At 63.0% G+C, this 21,180-nt stretch carries 21 protein-coding genes; 8 read left to right on the top strand and 13 right to left on the bottom strand.

Going from position 1 to position 21,180, the window contains the following annotated elements; translation table 11 throughout:
* Positions 1-310 precede the first annotated feature (310 nt).
* Positions 311-1,594, bottom strand: coding sequence for an MFS transporter (locus NKJ40_RS28345; protein ID WP_352468883.1), 1,284 nt, complete (start codon positions 1,592-1,594; stop codon positions 311-313).
* An 82-nt stretch (positions 1,595-1,676) separates the two neighbouring features.
* Here NKJ40_RS28345 and NKJ40_RS28340 point away from each other — a divergent pair, with 82 nt between their 5' ends.
* Positions 1,677-2,282 carry a TetR/AcrR family transcriptional regulator gene (locus tag NKJ40_RS28340; RefSeq protein WP_352468882.1) on the top strand — a complete coding sequence of 202 codons (606 nt, stop codon included), beginning with the start codon at positions 1,677-1,679 and terminating at the stop codon, positions 2,280-2,282.
* A gap of 96 nt (positions 2,283-2,378) precedes the next feature.
* Complete coding sequence (locus tag NKJ40_RS28335) at positions 2,379-2,969, top strand: hypothetical protein (RefSeq protein WP_352468881.1); 591 nt, start codon at positions 2,379-2,381, stop codon at positions 2,967-2,969.
* 17 nt (positions 2,970-2,986) lie between these two features.
* Here the strand turns inward: NKJ40_RS28335 and ppa are convergent, their stop codons facing one another.
* The 6 genes from ppa to NKJ40_RS28305 all read right to left on the bottom strand — a co-directional run bounded on the left by ppa (position 2,987) and on the right by NKJ40_RS28305 (position 7,342).
* The gene (ppa, locus tag NKJ40_RS28330) at positions 2,987-3,517 is read right to left on the bottom strand and encodes an inorganic diphosphatase (protein ID WP_023721304.1); all 531 of its coding nucleotides are present in this window, start codon (positions 3,515-3,517) and stop codon (positions 2,987-2,989) included.
* 116 nt (positions 3,518-3,633) lie between these two features.
* Entirely contained in the window at positions 3,634-4,140 is a 507-nt protein-coding gene (locus tag NKJ40_RS28325; protein WP_352468880.1) for a GNAT family N-acetyltransferase, read from the bottom strand.
* A gap of 117 nt (positions 4,141-4,257) precedes the next feature.
* Positions 4,258-4,896 carry a TPM domain-containing protein gene (locus tag NKJ40_RS28320; RefSeq protein ID WP_352468879.1) on the bottom strand — a complete coding sequence of 213 codons (639 nt, stop codon included), beginning with the start codon at positions 4,894-4,896 and terminating at the stop codon, positions 4,258-4,260.
* 10 nt (positions 4,897-4,906) lie between these two features.
* Positions 4,907-5,773, bottom strand: coding sequence for a TPM domain-containing protein (locus NKJ40_RS28315; RefSeq protein WP_502903776.1), 867 nt, complete (start codon positions 5,771-5,773; stop codon positions 4,907-4,909).
* 28 nt (positions 5,774-5,801) lie between these two features.
* Positions 5,802-6,611: a TPM domain-containing protein gene (locus tag NKJ40_RS28310; protein ID WP_352468878.1), complete on the bottom strand. Its 810-nt coding sequence runs from the start codon at positions 6,609-6,611 to the stop codon at positions 5,802-5,804.
* An 86-nt stretch (positions 6,612-6,697) separates the two neighbouring features.
* On the bottom strand, positions 6,698-7,342 hold the full coding sequence (locus tag NKJ40_RS28305) for a LemA family protein (RefSeq protein ID WP_352468877.1): 645 nt from the start codon (positions 7,340-7,342) through the stop codon (positions 6,698-6,700).
* Positions 7,343-7,505: 163 nt separating this feature from the next.
* On the opposite strand from NKJ40_RS28305, the gene NKJ40_RS28300 reads away from it, so the two are divergent.
* From NKJ40_RS28300 to NKJ40_RS28290, 3 genes are all read left to right on the top strand, one after another.
* Positions 7,506-7,757, top strand: a complete 252-nt coding sequence (locus NKJ40_RS28300; RefSeq protein ID WP_023678142.1) for a hypothetical protein — start codon at positions 7,506-7,508, stop codon at positions 7,755-7,757.
* A gap of 9 nt (positions 7,758-7,766) precedes the next feature.
* The gene (gene pdxY, locus NKJ40_RS28295) at positions 7,767-8,651 is read left to right on the top strand and encodes a pyridoxal kinase PdxY (protein ID WP_352468876.1); all 885 of its coding nucleotides are present in this window, start codon (positions 7,767-7,769) and stop codon (positions 8,649-8,651) included.
* A 113-nt stretch (positions 8,652-8,764) separates the two neighbouring features.
* Positions 8,765-9,526: a DUF429 domain-containing protein gene (locus tag NKJ40_RS28290; protein WP_352468885.1), complete on the top strand. Its 762-nt coding sequence runs from the start codon at positions 8,765-8,767 to the stop codon at positions 9,524-9,526.
* A gap of 31 nt (positions 9,527-9,557) precedes the next feature.
* Here NKJ40_RS28290 and NKJ40_RS28285 read toward each other — a convergent pair whose 3' ends face one another.
* Positions 9,558-10,760: an aromatic ring-hydroxylating oxygenase subunit alpha gene (locus NKJ40_RS28285; protein ID WP_352468875.1), complete on the bottom strand. Its 1,203-nt coding sequence runs from the start codon at positions 10,758-10,760 to the stop codon at positions 9,558-9,560.
* A gap of 420 nt (positions 10,761-11,180) precedes the next feature.
* Between NKJ40_RS28285 and NKJ40_RS28280 the strand changes: the two genes are divergently transcribed.
* Positions 11,181-11,585 carry a hypothetical protein gene (locus NKJ40_RS28280; protein WP_352468874.1) on the top strand — a complete coding sequence of 135 codons (405 nt, stop codon included), beginning with the start codon at positions 11,181-11,183 and terminating at the stop codon, positions 11,583-11,585.
* A 90-nt stretch (positions 11,586-11,675) separates the two neighbouring features.
* Here NKJ40_RS28280 and NKJ40_RS28275 read toward each other — a convergent pair whose 3' ends face one another.
* Positions 11,676-13,763 carry a PAS domain S-box protein gene (locus NKJ40_RS28275; RefSeq protein WP_352468873.1) on the bottom strand — a complete coding sequence of 696 codons (2,088 nt, stop codon included), beginning with the start codon at positions 13,761-13,763 and terminating at the stop codon, positions 11,676-11,678.
* A 46-nt stretch (positions 13,764-13,809) separates the two neighbouring features.
* The gene (locus NKJ40_RS28270; protein ID WP_352468872.1) at positions 13,810-14,589 is read right to left on the bottom strand and encodes a response regulator; all 780 of its coding nucleotides are present in this window, start codon (positions 14,587-14,589) and stop codon (positions 13,810-13,812) included.
* Between the two features lie 46 nt (positions 14,590-14,635).
* Here NKJ40_RS28270 and NKJ40_RS28265 point away from each other — a divergent pair, with 46 nt between their 5' ends.
* On the top strand, positions 14,636-15,322 hold the full coding sequence (locus NKJ40_RS28265; protein WP_352468871.1) for a winged helix-turn-helix domain-containing protein: 687 nt from the start codon (positions 14,636-14,638) through the stop codon (positions 15,320-15,322).
* A gap of 82 nt (positions 15,323-15,404) precedes the next feature.
* Here the strand turns inward: NKJ40_RS28265 and NKJ40_RS28260 are convergent, their stop codons facing one another.
* Positions 15,405-15,572, bottom strand: coding sequence for a hypothetical protein (locus tag NKJ40_RS28260; RefSeq protein WP_352468870.1), 168 nt, complete (start codon positions 15,570-15,572; stop codon positions 15,405-15,407).
* 599 nt (positions 15,573-16,171) lie between these two features.
* On the opposite strand from NKJ40_RS28260, the gene NKJ40_RS28255 reads away from it, so the two are divergent.
* Entirely contained in the window at positions 16,172-16,636 is a 465-nt protein-coding gene (locus NKJ40_RS28255; protein WP_352468869.1) for a L,D-transpeptidase, read from the top strand.
* Positions 16,637-16,695: 59 nt separating this feature from the next.
* Here the strand turns inward: NKJ40_RS28255 and NKJ40_RS28250 are convergent, their stop codons facing one another.
* Both NKJ40_RS28250 and NKJ40_RS28245 read right to left on the bottom strand, forming a co-directional pair.
* Positions 16,696-19,779 (bottom strand): efflux RND transporter permease subunit, encoded by a 3,084-nt coding sequence (locus NKJ40_RS28250; protein ID WP_352468868.1) that lies wholly within the window; start codon positions 19,777-19,779, stop codon positions 16,696-16,698.
* Positions 19,776-21,053 carry an efflux RND transporter periplasmic adaptor subunit gene (locus NKJ40_RS28245; RefSeq protein ID WP_502903775.1) on the bottom strand — a complete coding sequence of 426 codons (1,278 nt, stop codon included), beginning with the start codon at positions 21,051-21,053 and terminating at the stop codon, positions 19,776-19,778. Before NKJ40_RS28245 ends, NKJ40_RS28250 begins: the two co-directional genes overlap by 4 nt.
* Positions 21,054-21,180 lie beyond the last annotated feature (127 nt).

Here is a 21,180-nt window from a genome sequence, read left to right as displayed (position 1 = left end):
AAATGGCAGTCGCTCCTTCGCTCAACTGCCTCTCCAAAGAATCCTTTCTCAGCCTAAACTCAACCCCAAAATCGCCATATGCGATTCCCCTGCCCTCCTGGGGGAGATGGCCGGCAGGCCAGAGGGGGGCGCTGTCCCGCCGACGTACAAATCAGAAAGAAATCAGACGGAGCAGCAGAGTTTGGGGCAGAACATTTCGTAAAGTCGGAGGCTGGCGAACCTTCGCGCCCCCCTCTGCCCTGCCGGGCATCTCCCCCACGAGGGGGGAGATCGGCAATTTGGCCGACGGCATCTCTCCTGCAACGAGGAGCTACGCCGCCTGCGGTTCCGGATCAAACGCCGGGCGGGCGGTGTTGATCAGCAGCGAGATGCAGGCGGCGGCTATTGCCGTCATGCCGGCGATCAGGAAGGCAAGCTCGTAATTGCCTTGCAGCTCGCGCATGGTGCCGCCGAAAAAGGCCGCTGTCGCCGCACCGACCTGATGGCCGGCGACGATCCAGCCGAAGACGATCGGCCCGCTGCGGTCGCCGAACGCCTCGTTGGAAAGCCTGAGCGTCGGCGGCACGGTGGCAATCCAGTCCAGTCCGTAAAACACGGCGAAGATGATCAGGCTGGTCGCCGAGAAGCCGGAATAGGGCAGATAGATCAGCGACAGGCCGCGAATGCCGTAGTAGACGCCGAGCAGCTTGCGCGGGTCGAAACGGTCGGTGAGCCAGCCCGACAGCGTCGTGCCGATAAGATCGAAGATGCCCATCATCGACAGCAGGCCTGCGGCCTGCACTTCGCCGATGCCCATGTCGCCGCAAAAGGCGATCAGATGCGTGCCGACCAACCCGTTGGTGGTGAAGCCGCAAACAAAGAAGGTGGCGAACAGGTACCAGAACACGCGCGTACCGGCAGCTCGGCGCAACGTGCTCAGTGTATGCGCGACGAAATTGCCTTGCGCGGCCGGTGGCGCCGGCGGCACGTCGTCGGCCTCGGCACCATAGCGGACCATGCCGATCGAGGCCGGGCGCTCCGGCACCAGCATGTAAACCAGCGGCACCAAGGCGGCGGTGGCCACGGCAATGGCAATGGCGACCGGCTTCCAGCCGCCCGACTGGGCGAGCGAGGCGAGCAGCGGCAGGAAGACCAGCAGCCCGGTGGCGCTGGAGGCCGACATCAGTCCCATCACCAGGCCGCGATTGGTCTTGAACCAGCGGTTGACGATGGTCGCGCCGAGCACGGTGGCGACAGCGCCCGAGCTGATGCCGGAAAACACGCCCCAGGTGAGGAGCAGATGCCATGGCTTGGTCATCAGCAGGCTGAGCGCGGTCGATCCGGACATCATAAGCAGCGCGGCAAGCAATGTGCGGCGCAGCCCGATCCGCTCCATCAGCGCTGCGGCAAAGGGCCCGGTCAGGCCATAGAGGAAGATGCCGGTGGCCGCCGCCAGCGAGACGACGTCGCGCCGCCAGCCGAAACTGTTCTCCAGCGGCAGCATCATGACTGCCGGCGCCGAACGCAGGCCCGCCGCGATGAGCAGGCAGAGGAAGATGACGGCGACCACGACGAAAGCGTAGCGCTGGCCAAACGGACGGGATTGAGCTATCATGTTACTGACCGGTACGTTGCAGGAGCGCGAAACATACGTACCGACCGGTAACATTGTCAACCAGGCAATCGGCAGACCAGGCATGAAAAACATTGAACCAACGATCAAGGCCAATGACGCACCGCCGCCTCGCGCCGCCGAACGGATCCTCCAGGTGGCGCGCGATCTGTTCTATAGGCAAGGCATCAGGGCCATAGGCGTCGATGAGATCGTGCGGCGTGCCGGCGTCACCAAGCCCAGTCTCTACCGCAGCTTTCCGTCCAAGGATGAGCTGGCCGCATCCTACCTCCGGCACTATGACCTCGAATTCTGGGAGCGTTTCGACGAGGCGGTGGATGCCCATCCCGGCGATCCGCGCGCGCAGATCGTCGCCTTCCTGACGCGTGTCGGCAAGCGCACGCAAAGGCCCGACTATCGCGGCTGCGGCATGACCAATGCCGCGGTCGAATATCCCGAACATGGCCATCCGGCCCGCGTCGTGAGCGAGGCCAACAAGCAGGAACTGCGCCGGCGCCTGCGCGCCATGGCGGCAGCGATGGGCGCCGGCGACGCCGAGACGCTGGGCGACGGGCTGCTGCTGCTGATCGAAGGCGCCTATATTAGCGGCCAGTTGTTCGGTGCCGGCGGACCGGCGCAGTCGGTGGCCCGCAACGCCGATCTTCTGATAGAGGCAAGCTTGAAGAAATAGTGTTCCGTTTACCAGACCACTGTGAGCAGCCTGACTTCGTCTAGGCTGCTGTTAAATTTGACGGTACGCTGCGGCAGCCGAACCGAGTTGTCCGCCATGCGCGCTCTTTTGATCCTGGTTGTCCTCGCCGGTTTCTGCCAGGCGGCCCGGGCCGGCGAGATATCCAGCGTCTATACCGATCTCGATTGGGAAAAGGACTGCGTCACCTATGCCCACGCGGAAGAAGGCGACGGCGACTGGGCCGATCTCGCCTGTTCGGGCTACCGCGGTTACCCGGTGCTGGTTTCCTACGACGACGCGCGGGAATCGCTGTTCTACGGCTTTCCACCTGGCGATATGACCACGGTCTGGGAAAGCTTTTCCGGCCTCAATTCGGCTGGACCCAAAGTCGAGTGGCGGATCGAGACCAACGGCAAAACTGCCATTCCCTTCGCCGTCATTCATCGTCGCTCGATCAGCGATACCGAGGGCGAGAACAAGTCGACGGAAGTGCTGATCGTCGCCAAGGTTGCCCAGCCTGACGCCCACGAAGGCTGCACGATCGGCCTTGTGCTCGCCACCGGCAATCCCGCCGCCAACGATCAGGCGCGCAAGCTTGCCGACGAGAAGGCACGCACCTTCGCCTGCGGCAGGGACAAGCGTGTAGTGATCGGCGACGCGCCCGCTTTCGGCCGCGTCGACAACTGATTATTTGCGCCCGATAATTACTTGCGCTTGGCCCGCTCGATTGCCTCGACGATCATCTTCTTGGCATAAGCGGCATCGTACCAGCCCTCGATCTTGACCCATTTGCCGGGTTCGAGATCCTTGTAGTGCTCGAAAAAATGCTGCACTTGCTGGCGGGTAATATCAGGCAGCTGCGTGTATTCGTGGACGTCCTCATAGCGCAAGGTCAGCTTGGGTGAAGGCACCGCGATGACTTTCTCGTCCTGGCCGGCATTGTCCTCCATCACCAGCACGCCGATCGGCCGCACATTGATGACGCAGCCCGGCACCAGCGCGCGCGTGTTGCAGACCAGCACGTCGATCGGATCGCCGTCGCCCGACAGCGTATGCGGTACGAAACCGTAATTGCCGGGATAGCGCATCGACGTGTGCAGGAAGCGATCGACGAACAGGGTGCCGGCTTCCTTGTCCATCTCGTACTTGATCGGCTCTCCGCCGATCGGCACCTCGATGATGACGTTGACGTCCTCGGGCGGGTTCTTTCCGCTGGCAATCGCTTCGATACGCATCGCTTTATCCCTCTCTCGATTGAAGATCGATAGCGGGCGACGGCGAATGGTGCAATGCGGCGAATGGTACTGGGGAGATCGTCCGAACCAAAACCGGTCAGATCATGCGCTGGCCGTCATTCCCAGACGAAAGCGACCTTCTTCAGCGCCTTCTGCTCGAAGATCTCGACGCCCTCGGCCACATCGCGGCCGCCGGCGCCGGCATAGAAGGCAAGTGCGTTATGATTGTCTTCCAGCGCCCACACCACCATGCCTTTCAGGCCATGGTCGGCCAGCCGTGCCCGTGCGGCCGAGAACAGCCGGCTGCCGAGCCCGATGCCTTGATATTCCGGCCGCAGGTAAAGCTCGTAGATCTCGCCCTGCTGCCTGAGTTCGCGGGCGCGGTTCTTGCCGATCGTCGCATAGCCGGCAATTTTGCCGCCGATTTCGACGACCAGGACGGTGGCAGCGCGGCGAATGGCATTCGCCCACCAGTCGGCGCCGCGGCGGTTGATCATCGATGTCAGAGTGCGGTGCGGGATGATGCCCGAATAGGCGCCGCGCCAGGCCTCGAGATGCACGTCGGCAATGGCGGCCGCATCGCGCGGTTCGGCTTTCCTGATGTCGATGCTCAGCGTATTCATGATTGGTTAACCATAAACCCGCTGCGCCCGATTGCAAGAGTCCGGTCAGCCGCCGCGATGCTTTCGCACAGCCGAACGGAGCGTCCTTGAGACGCTCCAAAACCGCTTTTAGCGAGATCAAATCTCGACTAGATGGTCGTCCAGTTCGTTGCTGTCGCCGGTCGAGACCGGAAAATGCTCGGCCAGTACCGCACCGACCGCTTCGATCGCCTTGACGAAGCCCTCGGCAAGCCGATCGTCGCCGGCATGCGCCGTAAGGTCGCGGACGACACCGTCCCAGACATGCTGGCCGACACGAGAATCGATCCCGCTGTCGGCGACCACCTCGGCATAGCGCTCCGCAATCGAGACGAACACCAGCACGCCGGTGCGCGCCGCGGTGCGGTGGACGTTGCGAGCGAGGAACTGCTTCATCGCATTGGCGTGGGCGGCCTGGTAGCGCAGCCGCCTCGGCACCAAATGGATGCGCAATGCGGGCAATGCCCACAACAGGATGAGCACACTGGCAAGCGCTAGAAGCTCGGCGATGACGAAATGCGGCAAGCGGATCGACAGCCACCAGGCTTCCAGCCCGTAACCGACGCCAAGACTGACGACGAGCATGCCGAGCATCGCCATGAAAGCGGCCGGGAAGAAATAGCCGTCGCTGGCATGCGCCACGACGCAGTAGATCTCGCCGTCGGTCTTTGATTCGGCAGCGCGGATCGCATCGGCGATGCGCTCATGATCCTCGGGGCTGATAGGTCGTGTTGCCATGATTGATGTCTCACCAGCTTCCTGAAGAACCGCCGCCGCCGGACGAACCGCCGCCGCCTGAAAACCCGCCGCCGGAACTTCCGGACGACCAACCACTGCCGGAACTTCCAGACGACCAGCCACTGCCGGACGAGGTCCCCGACGTCCAGCCACCGCCACCGGAGGGTGACGAACCTGGCCCACGGCCGTAGCGGAACGTCATGCCCAGCCATTTGTACACGCCCGGCGACAGTTTCGTGCCGAAGATCGGCGGCAGGAACGCCATTGCCAAGCCGCCGAAGAACATCGTCGCCCAGAGGACGACGAACAGCATGAAGATGGGATCGACAGGATTGTCATTCGCCGGATTGCGCTTGCCGCGCGCCTCCAGCTCTTCGGGATTGCCTTCCAGCACCATGATCATGTCGTCGACGGCCTTGCTGATGCCGCCGGAGAAATCGCCGGCGCGGAAGGCCGGCACCATGTCGTTTTCGATGATCAGCTTGGTGTGCAGGTCGGTCAGCGTGCCTTCAAGACCATAGCCGACCTCGATGCGCATCTTGCGGTCGTTCGGCGCCACCAGAAGCAGGACGCCGTTGTTCTCTTTCGCCTGGCCGAGTTTCCAGGCGCGGAACAGCCGGTTGGCGTACGGCTCGATCTCCTCGCCGTCGAGGCTGGGGATGGTCGCGACGACGATCTGGTCGGAACCCTTGGTCTCGAACTCGGCAAGCTTCTGCGTCAGCGCCACCTCGGCCGCGGCATCGATAATGCCGGCGTTGTCGACGACCCGTCCGGTCAGCGCCGGCAGTTCGGCCGCGAAGGCCGCGAAGCCGACCAGCAGCACCGCCATGGCCATAAGCGCGGTGCCGATCATTTTGATGAAACGGCCGGATTCCATCGGGCTGATGGCGTGTCTTGTCATCTCGTCACCAACTTCCCGAAGAGCCGCCGCCGCCGGACGAACCGCCGCCGCCGGAAAACCCGCCACCGCTTGAACCCGACGACCATCCCCCGCCGGAACCTCCCGACCAGCCGCCGGACGACCGCCGGCTTGGCTCGAAGGTCATGCCCAGCCAGCGATAGCGGCCGGGACCGATCTTCTGGCCGAAGATCGGCGGCAGGATGGAGGCTGCGAGGCCGCCGAAAAAGATGATTGCCCAGATGGCTATGAAGATCGTGAAGAACAGATCGTCGCTGTTGAACGGCGGCTGCTGGTTGCGTTCGCCGCGCGCCTCCAGCTCTTCGGGGTTGCCTTCCAGCACCATGATCATGTCATCGACGGCCTTGCTGATGCCGCCGGAGAAATCGCCGGCACGGAAGGCCGGCACCATGTCGTTTTCGATGATCAGCTTGGTGTGCAGGTCGGTCAGCGTGCCTTCAAGACCATAGCCGACCTCGATGCGCATCTTGCGGTCGTTCGGCGCCACCAGAAGCAGGACGCCGTTGTTCTCCTTCGCCTGGCCCAGTTTCCAGGCGCGGAACAGCCGGTTGGCGTACGGCTCGATCTCCTCGCCGTCGAGGCTGGGGATGGTCGCGACGACGATCTGGTCCGAACCCTTGGTCTCGAAATCGGCAAGCTTCTGCGTCATCGCCGCCTTGGTTGCGGCATCGATGATGCCGGCATTGTCGACGACCCGTCCGGTCAGCGCCGGCAGCTCGGCGGCAAGAACGATGAGCGGGAGCAGGAGAAACGTTAGAACGAAGCCAAAGAAAATCAGGCCGGCGTTCCTTCCCACCCCCCTCTGCGGGGAGATGTCCGGCAGGACAGAGGGGGGCGGGACGGAGTACAAGGCCAACGGGAAGCAGACCCGCTAAGCGCCGTTCACCCGCCTTGCGTGGTGTTGGTGCCGAAATCGACCTTCGGCGGCTGCATCTTATCCTCCTCGATGGTGAAATTCGCAAACGGCTGGTTGCCGCGGAACCACAAGGTCGCCCAGATCACCGAGGGGAAGGTCCTCAGCGTCAGATTGTACTCTCTCACTGCCTGGATATAGTCGCGACGGGCGACCGTGATGCGGTTCTCGGTGCCTTCGAGTTGTGCTTGCAGTGCCAGAAAGTTCTGGTTGGCCTTGAGATCGGGGTAGTTCTCCACCACCGCCAGCAGCCGCGATAGCGCGCTGGTCAGGCCGGCCTGGCTGTCCTGGAATTTCTTGAAGGCTTCCGGATTGTTCAGCGTTTCCGGCGTCACGGTCACCTGCGTCGCCTTGGCGCGCGCTTCGACGACGGCATCGAGCGTGTCCTTCTCGTGCGCGGCGTAGCCCTTGACCGTGTTGACCAGATTGGGGATGAGATCGGCGCGGCGCTGGTATTGATTCAACACCTCGCTCCATGCTGCCTTGGCGTTTTCCTCAGCCGTCGGGATGGTGTTGTAGCCGCAGCCGGCAAGCAGCGGCAGCATGACGGCCATGACCAGGAACGCAGCTAAATTACGGAAGATTGGCGGTGAAGAATGGCGCTGGACAAGCATGATAAGGTCCCCTCGATAGCATTGGCACGGGAAGCATTAGCACAATCCTTGCGCAAGAAAATGACTTCGGCCGAGAAGTGTTACTGGTTTTCTACCATTCGCCGTCGGGCCCTGTGACAGACGAGGCGAACGGGTTAAGCTCGGCATAAAACGGGACATCACCATGGCGAAACGCCACGACAGCGACGCGGAATCGCGCCGCATCATCGAACGGGTGGCGCGCGAGACCGACCCGGGCGGCACCTCGTTCCTTGCACGAACCACTAAAGGCGCGCGCGACCACGTCACCGCGGCCGATGCCGACCGGTCGGACCCGATCGAATATTGGGGCACCCGCATCGGTCGCGCAGCGGGCCTGCTTATTGCCATCGGCCTGTTGATCTGGCTCGTGCTTTTCGTCACCAGGGGCAGTTAGGAAAAATCAATGAGTGCCGAAAAAGCCGACGCGCCGCGCGCGGTCATCGTCGTCTCCAGCCATGTCGCACGTGGCTCGGTCGGCAACCGTGCCGCCGTCTTTGCGCTGGAGACGCTCGGCTTTCCGGTTTGGGCGGTACCGACCATCATCCTGCCCTGGCATCCGGGCCATGGCCGGGCCACCCGCATCGTGCCGCCGCTGGACCAGTTCAAGGCGCTGATGGCCGACCTCGAGCGCGCGCCGTGGCTGGGCGAGGTCGGCGCCGTGCTGTCCGGCTATCTCGGCGAGGCTGGCCAAGCCGAAATCGTCGCTTCGCTGGTCGGCGCGGTGAAGGCGAAGACGCCGGACGCCCTCTATATCTGCGACCCGGTGATGGGCGATTCGGGCGGGCTCTACGTACCTGAGCCGACCGCAATCGCCATGCGTGACCGGCTGATGCCGATCGCCGATATTGCCACGCCCAACCGCTACGAGCTGGAATGGATGGCCGGAGCGCCGCTGCCCGACTTGAAATCGGCAATGGCTGCAGCCCTGCAAGCCGGCCCACCGGCAATGCTGGTCACTTCGGCACCAGCGATGATGGCCGGCGGCACCGGCAATTTACTGCTCACCGGCAGAGAGGCACTGCTTGCCGAACACCGGCTCATCGACAAGCCGCCGAATGGGCTCGGCGACCTGACGGCGGCCGTCTACCTGGCGCGGATCCTGTCCGGCCAGCCGGCCGCCAAGGCGCTGCAATCGACCACCGCGGCGGTCTACGAGATCCTGGCGCGCACCGCCAAGCGCGGCGGCGACGAATTGCAGCTCGAGACCGATGCCCAGAGCCTGTCGCACCCGATGGCGATGGTGCAGCTTCGCCATCTCCTGCATCCGGAACGGGACCGCCGGGCGTGAGGCAGGCCGAAGACGCCGCGGCCCAGGATGATGCGCCCAAGGATGTTGCGCCCGACCATCTTGTGCCTGGGGATGTTGCGCCCAGGGGTGTTGTGCCCAGGGGTGTGGTGCCCATGGGTGTGGTGCTTGTCGGCGTCGACGGTTGCAAGGCCGGCTGGATAGCCGTCCGCCGCGATCCCGGTGCGGCACCGTCGACAGCCGTTTTCCCAAGCTTCGCGGCGTTGCTCGACCGACTGCCCGTCAATGCTATCGTGGCGGTCGATATGCCAATCGGCCTGCCCGATTTCTCCCAAAGAGGCGGTCGCGGCCCGGAGGCGCTGGTGCGGCCGCTGCTTGGGGCCCGGCAGTCCAGTGTCTTTGCCATCCCCTCTCGCGCCGCGCTCTACGCGGAGATCGAAGCCTTCACCACGGTCGACGCCTGGTACGCCGCACATCGCAAGGCAAATGAGGTGGCAAAGACGACATCAGATCCGCCGCGCGGCGTCTCGATCCAGGCCTTCGGCATCTTCGCCAAGATCCGCGAGATCGATTCGCTGCTGATCGCGCGCCCCGAACTGCGCAGCCGCGTCTTCGAATCGCATCCGGAAGTTGCCTTCTGCAAACTGAACGGCGACCGGGCGATGCGCCTGCCAAAGAAGATCAGGGGCAACATCAATCCGGCCGGCATGGCCGAACGCAAGGCGCTGCTTGCCCGGCATGGTTATATCCAGGATTTTCTCGACCAGACGCCGCCGCGTGGCGCGGCCGCCGACGATTTCCTCGATGCCGCGGCGATGATGCTGATTGCCGGACGCATCGCCAGAGGCGAGGCAATGCCGTTTCCGGATCCGCCGCTCGCCGATCGTTACGGCATTCCCGTCGCCATCTGGGCCTGAGGACCAAGGCTAACATTTTGGGCAGCATGCGTCAGGAGCGTGATCTGAGCACCTCATTGAGCGACCACATATCCTTCTCCTCGGGCGCGGTCTCCAATCCGAGCACGGGAATTTGCTTGCGCAAATGGTCGTGGTGGGTGCGCACGCCATATTCGAGATCGGAAAAGTAAAAACCTCCGAAGGCTTCCGACAGCATGGATTCGTTGGACCATATCGAAAGCTGCACATCCTCAGCCAGCGTGTCGCGGTCGATGCGGTAGGATAGGTAGCGGGCAGCCGCCTGCTCCCTGGTCTCGTCGCGATAGCGGTAGATGGCGCCGCGCAGCAGCGTCTCCCCCGTCGACAGCGGGAACTCCTGATAGAACTGCACCGATTCCGGCATGATCGACAGCGCGTTGTTCGGGAAGATGCCATAGTAGATCCAGGCCTTGCGCAGATGCTCCGGCAGGTCCTTCGCCTCGGGTGCGAGCTTGATGTATTGCGCGACGCTCCAGCGCCGTCCGGCATGCGGGTTGTAAGTGGCGAACGAGCGCGACACGCCGTTGACGAACGGCTCGTCGAAATAGGTCGCACCGTAAAGATCCTGCAGCGCCGGATGCGCCATGGCGACGTGGTAGCCTTCATTGTCGACATCGCGCACCGACTTCCAGTTGACCGGCGTCTTTTGGGTCCAGATGCCCCAGGACGGCACCATCTCGGCCACGCCGTAATGAGCAATCTCGGCTTCGATCGGCTTCAACAGCTCGGCCACCGATGGCTGCGGCCCACCCTTGCGGAAGCGGATGAAGATGAAGCCCATCCAGATTTCGAGCTCGAGCGGCATCAGGCCGAATTCGGTCTTGTCGAGGTCGGGGAAGGAACGCGGGCGGGCAGCACCGCGCAGCGTGCCGTCGAGATTGTAAACCCAGCCATGAAATGGGCAGACCAGCGCATTCTTGCAAGTGCCCTGGCTGTCGGCAACGACGCGACTGCCGCGGTGGCGGCACATATTGTTGAAGGCGCGCACAACGCCATCCTTGCCACGCACGATCAGCGCCCGCTCGCCGACTACATCCATCGTCAGATAGTCGCCGGCGTTCGGCACGTCGCAGACATGGCCGGCGATCTGCCAATGGTTGCGGAAGACGTGCTCTTTCTCGAGTTCGAGCAAGGCGTCGGAATGATAGCTCCAGCCCGGCAGGCCCCGCCGATCCCAATCGTTGGGGATTGCCACGTCACGCAGATGCGGGTTCATGAAAGGCTCTGTATTTATTGAATGCTCGTTCAATAAATACATATTTTCCGTTGAAATGCAATGGCTTGCGAAAATGAGGCGACTTCTTGACGGGAAATCGAGCGGGATTTGAGAGCCGAGTCCGAACGATCGAAGCCGGGAAAATCCCGGGAATTCCAGACGTTAATCCCCTTACGCTTGTTGAGCGCCCGACGCTCTGTGGGCCTGGAAAGGCGACGTGGATCTGGTGCCGCGGATAGCGGAAAACGAGCACGGAATGCCACCGCTGCTGGCAGCTACGCCGGATCGGTTTGCCCAGGAATGGCCGCGGGCTTGGTTTCATGCCGGTTACACAATCGTTAATCCGTCATCGTTGGCCGGTTACAAGGTGCGATTAAGTTCGTTTCAACGGGGAAAAGAAGAAGACCGAAGGAAACGACGATGCGTACGAAAACCCAGATCACCGATACCGACCTTCGCCGGCAGGGTCCCCAGCGTAACGACCGGCGTCCGAAGCTGGCGCTGCGCCAGCGCGCCAGTGATCATCCAATGGCGATGTTCATGCTGCTGGCGGCTGCCGCATTTGCCGGCATGGCGTTGACGCCGACCGTCGGTCCGGCCTTCGCCTCACTGAACCCGCCGGCCAACCTCGTCGATGGCGCGACGACCACCACCAAGACGGCGCGCCTGCCGATGCCGGAGATCGATTTTGCCTGCAAGGGGCAGGCCTGGGGCGCCGAGAGCCTGGATTGCCTGCGCGTCATCGCTGCCCAGTCGGGCAAGGCACGACCGGTCCGCATGATCGCCAATGCCGCCCCGCTGGCCGATACGCCGAACGTTTTTTGATTTTTTGCGAGCGCCCTCCAGCACTCCAGTCAGGCTCCCGCCGCAATGTCGGCCGGGAGCCTTTTTTCTTCCGGGGAGAAATTGCGGAGTCTAGCCGCCCAGAGCGACCTGCTCGGCAATGGCCGAGAGCACGCCACGCACATCCAGCGTGCTGAACGGTTTTTCGAGGATTGGCGGCCGCTGCGGCGCCGGCAGCGCCTCGATCTCGCCTTTCGCGCCGATCAGATCGCCGGTGACAAGCACGAAGCGCCGCGCCAGACCCGGCATTTCGGCGAGTAGCTCGCGATAGGCGGCTATGCCGCTGGTGCCGGGCATGCGCAAGTCGGAAAACACGATGTCCGGCGGCACATGGCCGCTCAGCGTCGCGGCGGCCGAGACCCAGGCCGGCACGATCCGCGACTTGATGCCCATCAGCTCCAGAATGTCGGACAGCGACGCTGCGACATCCGGCTCGTCGTCTATGATCAGCGCGTGACGCAGGCCGCTCGACCGTGACGGAGCTTCGCCGGCGGCGGCCGCGCCGACAGCGATCGCCGGCAGCTGCACGACAAAGCGCACACCTCTCGGCGAAACCTCCTCGAACCAGATATTGCCATTGTGCCGCTCGATGATCGATTTCGAGATCGACAGGCCGATGCCGGTACCGACACCGACCGGCTTGGTGGTGAAATAGGATTCGAATATGCGTGAGCGTATCGCTTCCGGCACGCCTGGGCCGTTGTCCTCGACCGAGAATCCGGGATTGCCGCGGTCGCTGCGAAACGTCCGGACCTTGATCCGGCGGTCGCCGGCAATGCCGGCCAAGGCGTGCTGGCTGTTGATGAGGAAGTTGGCGGCCACCTGCGTCACATGGTCGGCATCGGCCATCGCCAGCAGCGGGCCGCTGGCGAAATCGGTATCGATGATGATGCCGCTCGACCGTGCGCCATAGGCGGTCACTTCGAGTGCGGCGCGGATCACCTGGTTGAGGTCGGTTTCGGCCTGTGCGGCCGGGTGCAGGCGGACCATCGACAGGAAGCTCTTGACGATACGGCCGCAGCGCTCGGCGGCGGCGCGTACCTTTTCGGCGCGCACCTTGGTCTGCGGATCGGCGGCGAATTCGTGCAACAGCGTCGACTGGGCGACAACCACGGCCAGCGGGTTGTTGAGCTCGTGCGAAACGCCGGCAAGCAGCGAGCCCATCGCCGCCATCTTCTCGTTCTGGTGCAGTTTTTCGCGCTGGCGGTTGATTTCCTCCTCAGCCCGCAATCTGTCGCGCAGGTCGCGGATGGAGCCGAAGATCAGATGGCGATCGGCGACCCGCATCTCGGTTGCCGTCAGCTCGATCGGAAAAACCTCGCCGGCGGCATTCTGGGTGACCGTTTCGAGCCGCTGGCCGACCATCGGCGCGCCGCGGCCCGACATGTATTCGGCGCCCGACGCATAGCCCTTGCGGTAATATTCCGGCACGACCGTGTCGAGCAGGTCCTTGCCGAGGATATCGCTGCGTCGATAGCCGAACATCTTCTCGGCGGCCGGATTGAATTCGATGATCGAGCCGGTCTCGTCGATGACGATGATGGCGTCGAGCGAGGCCTGCAGCATGGTGCGGCGAATGACGTCGCTGGCATGCGCGTCGGAGGGCGACCGTTCGATGGCATCGCCGATGGCGAGTGCCACCATGTGCAGCGCCGCCTCTTCCTGGTCGGTCCATTCGCGTTCGTTAACGCAGTCGTTGACCGCCAGCGTGCCCCACAAATTGCCGTGCGAAAAGACCGACACCGACAGGAACGACTTGATGTTCTGCTTTTCGAAATCGGTCCGCAGAAAGCCTTCGAGATCGCGTGTGTGCCCGGCGAAGATCTTGCCTTGACGCTCGTCCTCCGCCAGCCGTTCCAGCAATGGGTCCGAATCGACGACCGACTGCATGATGACGGTCGGTGACGCCAGCTCGCCGCCAAACCGGGGGGCGATCCAATAAGCGGCGACCGACTGGGCGAAGCCCTGGCCGGGCAGTTCGCGCAGGCGAAACAGGATGCCGCGGTGACAATCCATGGCTTCGCAAAGCGTTTGGAGAATACCCTCCATCTCGCGCTGCCAGTCACCGGCTTCGCGCAGCCGGCGAACCACATGCACGGCCGCCATCGCCGCGCCCTGCCTGGCGCCCTGCATGTCCGCGCGTGTTGTTTCAGCCGTCATGGTCAGCCGTCATTTCCTGGCTGTGGCTTGCTCAAGCCGCCGGGCCTTAGTTGTTTTCACCGGCTGGCAGCGAGAAGATATAGCCTTCGCCGCGCACCGTGCGCAGGAATTTCGGATTGGCCGGATCCGCCTCGATCTTCTTTCTCAGCCGCATGATGCGGATGTCGACGGCACGGGACGATTCCGGGTCCTCGACGAAACCGATCGCCTCGGAGATCGCCGCCCGCGTCAACAGCCGGTTGGCGCGCGTCAGGAACACCTCCAGCACGTCGAACTCGCTCTTGGCCATGTCGATGACCGCACCGTTGGCGCCGGTGACGAGCCTGCCGTCGAGATCGGCGTGAAAGACGCCGAAGCTCACGGACCGGCGGCCGCCGGATGTTTCAGCCTTGGCCTTTTGTGGCTCGGTCGGCTCCGGAACGCGACGCAGCACGCTGCGCACCCTGGCTAGCACTTCGCGCAATTCGTAAGGCTTAACGATGTAATCGTCAGCGCCGAGTTCCAGTCCGACGATGCGGTCGAGCGCGGTACCGGCCGCCGTCGCATAGATGATGCCGATCGGCATTTTCGACCGCATCCAACGGCCGAGCGACAGGCCGTCCTCGCCCGGCATGGCGATGTCGAGAATGGCCAGATGGAAAGACTGGGTTTCCAAAAGGTCGCGTGCCGCCGCCGCACTTTCGGCCGTGGCCACATCATAGCCGCTGGCGCCGAGATACTCGGCGACCGCGTCCCTCAGGTCGGGCTCGTCCTCGACAATGACAATTCGTGCCCGCACGATGCTTTCGCTCCCGCTTTCAGCGGAAAGTAGATTGGGTATAAACATGATGTCCAGCACTCTTCTTGGGTTGCCGCATGCGGGGTAGAAAAACATGGCTGCACGATCCGTCATCGCGCTTGTTTCCGTCGCTGAAGTAATCGCGACCGATCTCGCCGATCATCTCGAGCGGCGCGGGCATGACGTCCGCGCGGCGCGACAGCCGTGGGAAGCCGAATCGCTGCTTTCGGAAAAGGGTATCGATGTCGTGGTTGTCGGCGACAGCGTCAGCCAGGCGGAGGGGCGCGACCTGCTCAGGCGACATGGCGGCGAAGGTGGACCGGATTTCATCCTGATCTGCCGCCCGGCCGATCTGGTCGACAAGGTTCTGGCGCTCGAACTCGGCGCCGCCGACGTCGTCGAAAGCCCGCTCAATGTCAGGGAGCTTGCCGCTCGCGTCGGCGGCCTTCTGGCTCGGCGCGGCAGGAGCGCCGGGGAACTGGTCGTGCTGGAGAACGCGACCGTCGATCTCCGATCGGCAATCGTCATGCACCGCTCGGGCGCGGAAGAACAGCTGTCGCCCGGGCAGGTGGCGCTGCTCAGGCTGTTCCTGGCCAGCCCGCGCAAGGTGCTGACGCGGGACGACATCATCGCCGCCGCGCCTGCCGAAAATGCCGAAGCCTTCGACCGGTCGATCGATTCGCGCATCGTGCGGCTGCGCCGCAAGCTCGATACCGCAACCATCACCACCATACGGGGTGCGGGTTATCGGTTCGATCCGCCGACGCAATTCGTCGATTAAAGGCAGGACGGCCACCCTTTTGTCTTGAGCATCGGATTTTCCCAAAACCGGTTTTCCACTCTTGGGGTCCGATGCTCTTTCCTCAGCGCACCGCGAGAAGCGACAGGCCGGACGGCATATCACTGTTCGTGCTGACCTCGCCGGCATGGGCACGTTCCTTCAGCAGCACGGTGGCGAGGCCGGCAATGCCGAGCAGGCCCTGCACGTAGAGCAGGGCGGAAAGCACGGAAGCGGCGAATTTCGTTTTCATCCTGTTCGTTCCTCAAAATTGGAATTTGCGGGCACTTCAGGGGAACCCCCGAAGCGCCCCCCCCGCCAGCGGAGCCCCCCGTTGGGGCGCGGGCCTTCGGTCCTCTCGGCTGCAAGTTGCCGGAGGCGCCGCGCATCCTCAACGGCCCTAAGCCGCCCCCGCCAGAGGGGCTTGAGCCGGTCGACGCGCAGGCTGGAAACTGTCCAGACAATCCAGACCGTAGCGAAAACAGTGTTGGCTTCCGATCGTTCGTTGCCCGCTGTTTTCGTTAGGTCAACTTTGCCCGTGCGCTGTATCCGGATCATGCCGCCGAGGTCGCGCTTTGTTGCAGCTCGGTTTCGGAGTCAGTTGAATTCCTCTCAAACGAAAGGCAATCGCGGATTCGTGCCGCGGTTTGGCCGATCCTCCTCACGCAAACACAACATATTCCTGACGACGTCACGCAACGGAGGGCCGATTGGCCGGACTCTTTCTGTTAACCAGGGGAAACAGAATCGAAACACAAACGAGCATCTAGCGAAATCGGCTTGAAACATGACGCCCCGATAAGCCGGTCATCGAATTGAGCCGGCCCCGACCGGCAGAATAAGGGGGACATCATGTGCACTGCCATTTCCGCCAAGCTCATCAACATCGCCGCCGCCGTCATCACCGCTGCTGCCTTGCTTGTCAGTGCCGGCAACGGCGCAGCCCACGCCGCCGCCAACAAGATCGTCGCGCGTGTGTCGCTATCGCAGCAGACCATGGAAATCCTGGTCGACGGCCGGCCGACATTCGCCTGGAAGGTCTCGACCGGCGACAGGACGCACGTTACGCCGACCGGTTCGTTCAAGCCGACCCGCATGCATGAAATGTGGTATTCGAAGAAATACGACAACGCCCCTATGCCGCATTCGGTGTTCTTCAGCGGCGGCTACGCCGTACATGCGACAAGCGCCATCAAGCGCCTCGGCCGGCCAGCCTCGCATGGCTGCGTGCGTCTGCATCCGGACAACGCCGCCGATTTCTACCAGCTCGTCGAGGTCTTCGGCCCGGCCAACACCAGCATCGTCATCGTCAAATGAGCGATGCCTCTCGTCGCTCTCAAAAAGGCCGGAGATCCGGCCTTCTTTCTTAGCGGAATCTAATCTGGCATTACCGGCATCAGCTTCGGATCCGGCTTTTCGGCGTGATGCGGCAGGTCCTTGTTGGCGATAAAGGTGTAGAACATCGGCACCACGAACAGCGTGAACATGGTTCCGACCAGGATGCCGGTGAAGATCACCAGGCCCATCGAATAGCGTGCCGCGGCACCCGCGCCGCTGGAGATGATCAGCGGCACCACGCCGAGCGCCATCGCCGCCGTCGTCATCAGGATCGGCCGCAGCCGCACCTTGGCGGACGCGATGATCGCATCGCGCCGCCGCATGCCGTGCATTTCACGCTGCTGGTTGGCGAACTCGACCAGAAGGATGCCGTGCTTGGTGATCAGGCCGATCAGCGTGATCAAGCCGACCTGGGTATAGATGTTGAGCGTGCCGAGCCCGATATTAAGCGGCACGATCGCGCCGAAGATCGAGAGCGGCACCGCCATCATAATGATCAACGGATCGCGGAAGCTTTCGAACTGCGCCGCCAGCACCAGGTAGATGACGAGCACAGCCGCCGCGAAGGCGATGATGATCGTGTAGCCCTGTTGCTTCTCCTGCCTCGACTGGCCGGTATAGTCGATGAAGAACGTGTCGGGCAGACTTTCCCTGGCGATGTCCTCGATGGTCTTCAGCCCGTCACCGGTGGTGACGGTGGGCAATGGCAGAGCGGAAATCGTGGCGGAGTTCAACTGGTTGAACTGCTCGATGGCGGCCGGCGACGCGTTGGTCGAGATCTTCACCACCGCTGAGAGCGGCACCATCTCGCCCGACACGCTGCGCACGAAATACTCCCCCAGCTTTTCGGGATTGTCGCGGAATTGCTGCGGTACCTGCGGGATGATGTCGTAGCTGTTGGATTCGCGGTCGAATTGCGCCACCTCGGCGCCACCGACCAACAGGGTCAGCGTCCGGCCGATGTCGGCGATCGGCAGGTTGAGCGCGGCGGCGCGATCGCGGTCAATCGTCACCGTCACTTCCGGTGCGTCGAAGGTCATCGAATTCTGCACGACGATGAAGCGGCCGGAGGCCTGCGCCTTGTTCTTGATGTCTTCGGCCGCCTCGTACACCTGCGAGGCGTCGCCGGTAGAGCGCACGACCATCGTTATCGGCAGGCCGCCGCCGGAGCCGGGCAGCGTCGGCGGCGCGAAGACGAAAGCTTCGACGCCCGCAACCTTGGCAAGGCGGGCGGTGATGTCTTCCTGAAGTTCCTTCGAGCTGCGCGCGCGCTCGGCCCAGTCCTTGAACGCAAAGCCGACGAAAGCGCTGTTCGTCGGACCTTGGAACGCGACGGCGGAGAACCGCGCCCTGGTTTCGGGGATATCATTCACCAGCCCGAGAATCTGGTTCACATAGGTCTCGGTGTAGTCCGACGTCGCATAGCGCGGCGCGTTCACAATAGACAGCAAGAAGCCCTGGTCTTCTTCCGGCGCCAGTTCGCTCGAGGTCTTGGTGAACATGAAGCCGGTCGTGGCGACCAGTGCGATGACGATCATCAGCGTCACCGGGCGATAGTTCAACGAACCGGTGACCAGCCGCTCATAGATGTGTTCGACGCGACCAAACGTATTGTCGACAATGCGCTGGAAACGGCTGTGCGAGCCGGCCCTCAGGATGCGTGCCGACATCATCGGCGTGATGGTTAGGGCAACGACACCCGACAGGACCACAGAGCCGGCAAGCGTCACCGCGAATTCGCGAAACAGTGCGCCTGTCAGGCCGCCGGTGAAGGCCAGCGGCGCGAACACGGCGGCCAGCGTTATCGTCATGGCGACGACGGCGGACGAGATCTCCCGCATGCCGTTGAACGCCGCCTGCATCGGCGACAAACCATCTTCTTCCATGTGGCGGTGGATGTTTTCCACCACCACGATGGCATCATCGACAACCAGTCCGATCGCCAGCACCATGGCCAGCAACGACAAAAGGTTGATCGAATAACCCAAAGAAAACAGCAGGAAACAGACGCCGATCAGCGACAGCGGAATGGTCACGATCGGCATCAGCACCGAACGGAACGAGCCGAGGAAGAGCAGGATGACAACGATGACGATGGCGACCGCCTCGCCGATGGTCTTGAACACCTCCTCGATCGACGCGCTGATCTGCTCGGTCGAATCGTAGACGATCTCGATCGTCATGCCGAGCGGCAGCGTCTCCTGGATCGTCGGCACAATCTTGTGGATCGCCGCCGCGGTGGTCAGTGGATTGGCGGCCGGCGTCGGAAAGATGGCGAGAAAGATGCCGGGCTTGCCGTTGAAGCTCACCCTGGTGTCGGTGTTCGCCGCGGCGAGTTCGACGCGCGCCACGTCGCGCAATCTCACCACATTGCCGTCTTTCGAACGGAGTGGAAGAGCGGCGAAAGCCTCCGGCGTCTGCAGCGTCGAGCGAACGGTGATCGAGGAAGCCACATATTCGTTTTCGGTATCGCCGGGCGCGGAGAGGAAATTCGACGCGTTGATGGCGGTCAGCACTTCCGCCGCCGTCACGCCGCGCGCCGCCAGTTTGATCGGGTCGATCCAGACACGCATCGAATACTCGGCGGCGCCGAATATCTGCACGTCGGCGACACCTTCGACCGTCGACATGCGCGGCCGCACGACGCGCTCGATATATTCGGTGAGCTGTTCCGGCGTCATGTTCGGATTCTGCATCGAGATGTACATCATTGCGAACTGCTGGCCGGTGCCTTTGACGATCACCGGGTCTTTGGTTTCGTCCGGCAGATCGCCGCGAACGCTCTGCACCTTCGATAAGACTTCGTTCAGCGCGACGTCGGGGTTAGAGCCGAGTTTCATCTGCACCGTCACGGTGCTGGATGACGGCCGGCTCGCCGACGTGACATAATCGATGTTTTCGGTCGAAGCGACGGCACGCGCGATCGGCGCGGAAATGAACCCCTGGATCAGGTCGGCGCTGGCGCCGGGATAGGCCGTGGTGATCGTGATGGCCGTTTCTTCAACCTCTGGATACTCCCGGATCGAAAGGTTGAAGATGCCCTGAAAACCCAAAAGCAGGATCATGCAGGCAAGCACGGTCGAAAGGACCGGGCGGCGGATGAAGAGGTCGGAAAAGCTCATTGCTGGGCTGCCTGCTGGTTCCCCGGCTTGCTCGGATCGATCGTGTTGTCGACGGCAACGGACATGCCGTTGGAGAGCCGATTCTGGCCGGCGGTAACGACTTCGTCGCCGGGCTCGATGCCCTCCAGGATCTCGACCAAGCCAGCTTTGCGGCGGCCTGGCTTGACGAACACCTGGGCGAGCACGAGCTGCGGCTTCTGTTCTTCCGCTGCCGGTTTGTCTTCCGCTGCCGGTTTGGCTGGGGTAGCGGCCGGCTTTTCTTCGGGTCTTGCCGCGGGTGCTTCGGTTGCGGGCTTGGCAGCATCTGCCGCTGACTTTTCTTCCGGCTTTGCCTCGGGAGCCGCTCCGTTGGTTTCGGCGGATTTGGCCGGGCGCACCACGAAGACGAAGTCACCGTACAGGCTGGAGGTCAGTGCCGTCTGCGGCAGGGCCAGCACGTTGTTCTCCTCGGGCAGTTCGACGCGCACCTGGACGAACTGGCCGGGCGTCAGCTTGCCTTCCGGATTGCCGACCTCCGCCCTCACCGTCACCAGCCGGCTCGTCGGATCGATCTTCGGATCGATACCGCGGATGCTGCCGGCGAACGGCATGTCGCCGCCGCCGACGCCGAGCCGCACCGTCTGTCCGATCCTCAGCTGCGGAAGCTGCTGCTCCGGCACCGTGAAATCGACACGCATCGTATCCATGTCCTGCAAGGTCACCACGGCGGTGCCGGGTGTGAGATACTGGCCAAGGTCGATTTTCGGAATACCGACGGTGCCCTTGAATGGCGCCGTCAACTGCTTTTGGTCGAGCACCGCTTGCAGCTTGTTTACCTGCGCAGCGGAGACCGACGCTGCCGCCTGCGCCGTGTCGAGTGTAGCGTCGGTGCCGACGCCGCGCTTCTGCAGCTCAAGGGCGCGCATCAGCGTCGTCTGGTCGGATGTGGCTTGCGCCTTCGACGCAACGAGGTCGGCTCGCTCGACGGCATCGTCGAGCTGCAGCAGCACGGCGTTGGCGGCGACCTTCTGATTGGCATGAAACAGGATGTCCTTGACGATGCCCGCGGTTTCGACAGTCAGGTCGACGCCGCGTACGGCACTGACAGTGCCGATCGCCTCGATGCCGGGCGTCCAGGACATCGGTTTGACGATGACCGTCGACACGGTCGCGGCCGGCGGCTTCATGGTGGCGAAGAACTGTTTGACCGCATTTTCGCGAAACAGGTTGAAGCCGACGATGCCGCCGCACACCAGCACGAGCAGAATGAAGGCGATAATGAAGCGCTTGATCACGAACAGTCCTCTCGGCCATGGCCCAGCATAACGGTCGGACGACCGGAACACATACCTGTGACTGGTCCCAATTTCAAATGACGGCGATCTTACTGTACCGTCTGGACGGTCTTGTCAATTCCGCCTA

It is taken from the genome of Mesorhizobium sp. M0119 (assembly GCF_040322615.1).
Taxonomy (GTDB): domain Bacteria; phylum Pseudomonadota; class Alphaproteobacteria; order Rhizobiales; family Rhizobiaceae; genus Mesorhizobium.
This window is presented reverse-complemented; position numbering and strand designations above follow the sequence as displayed.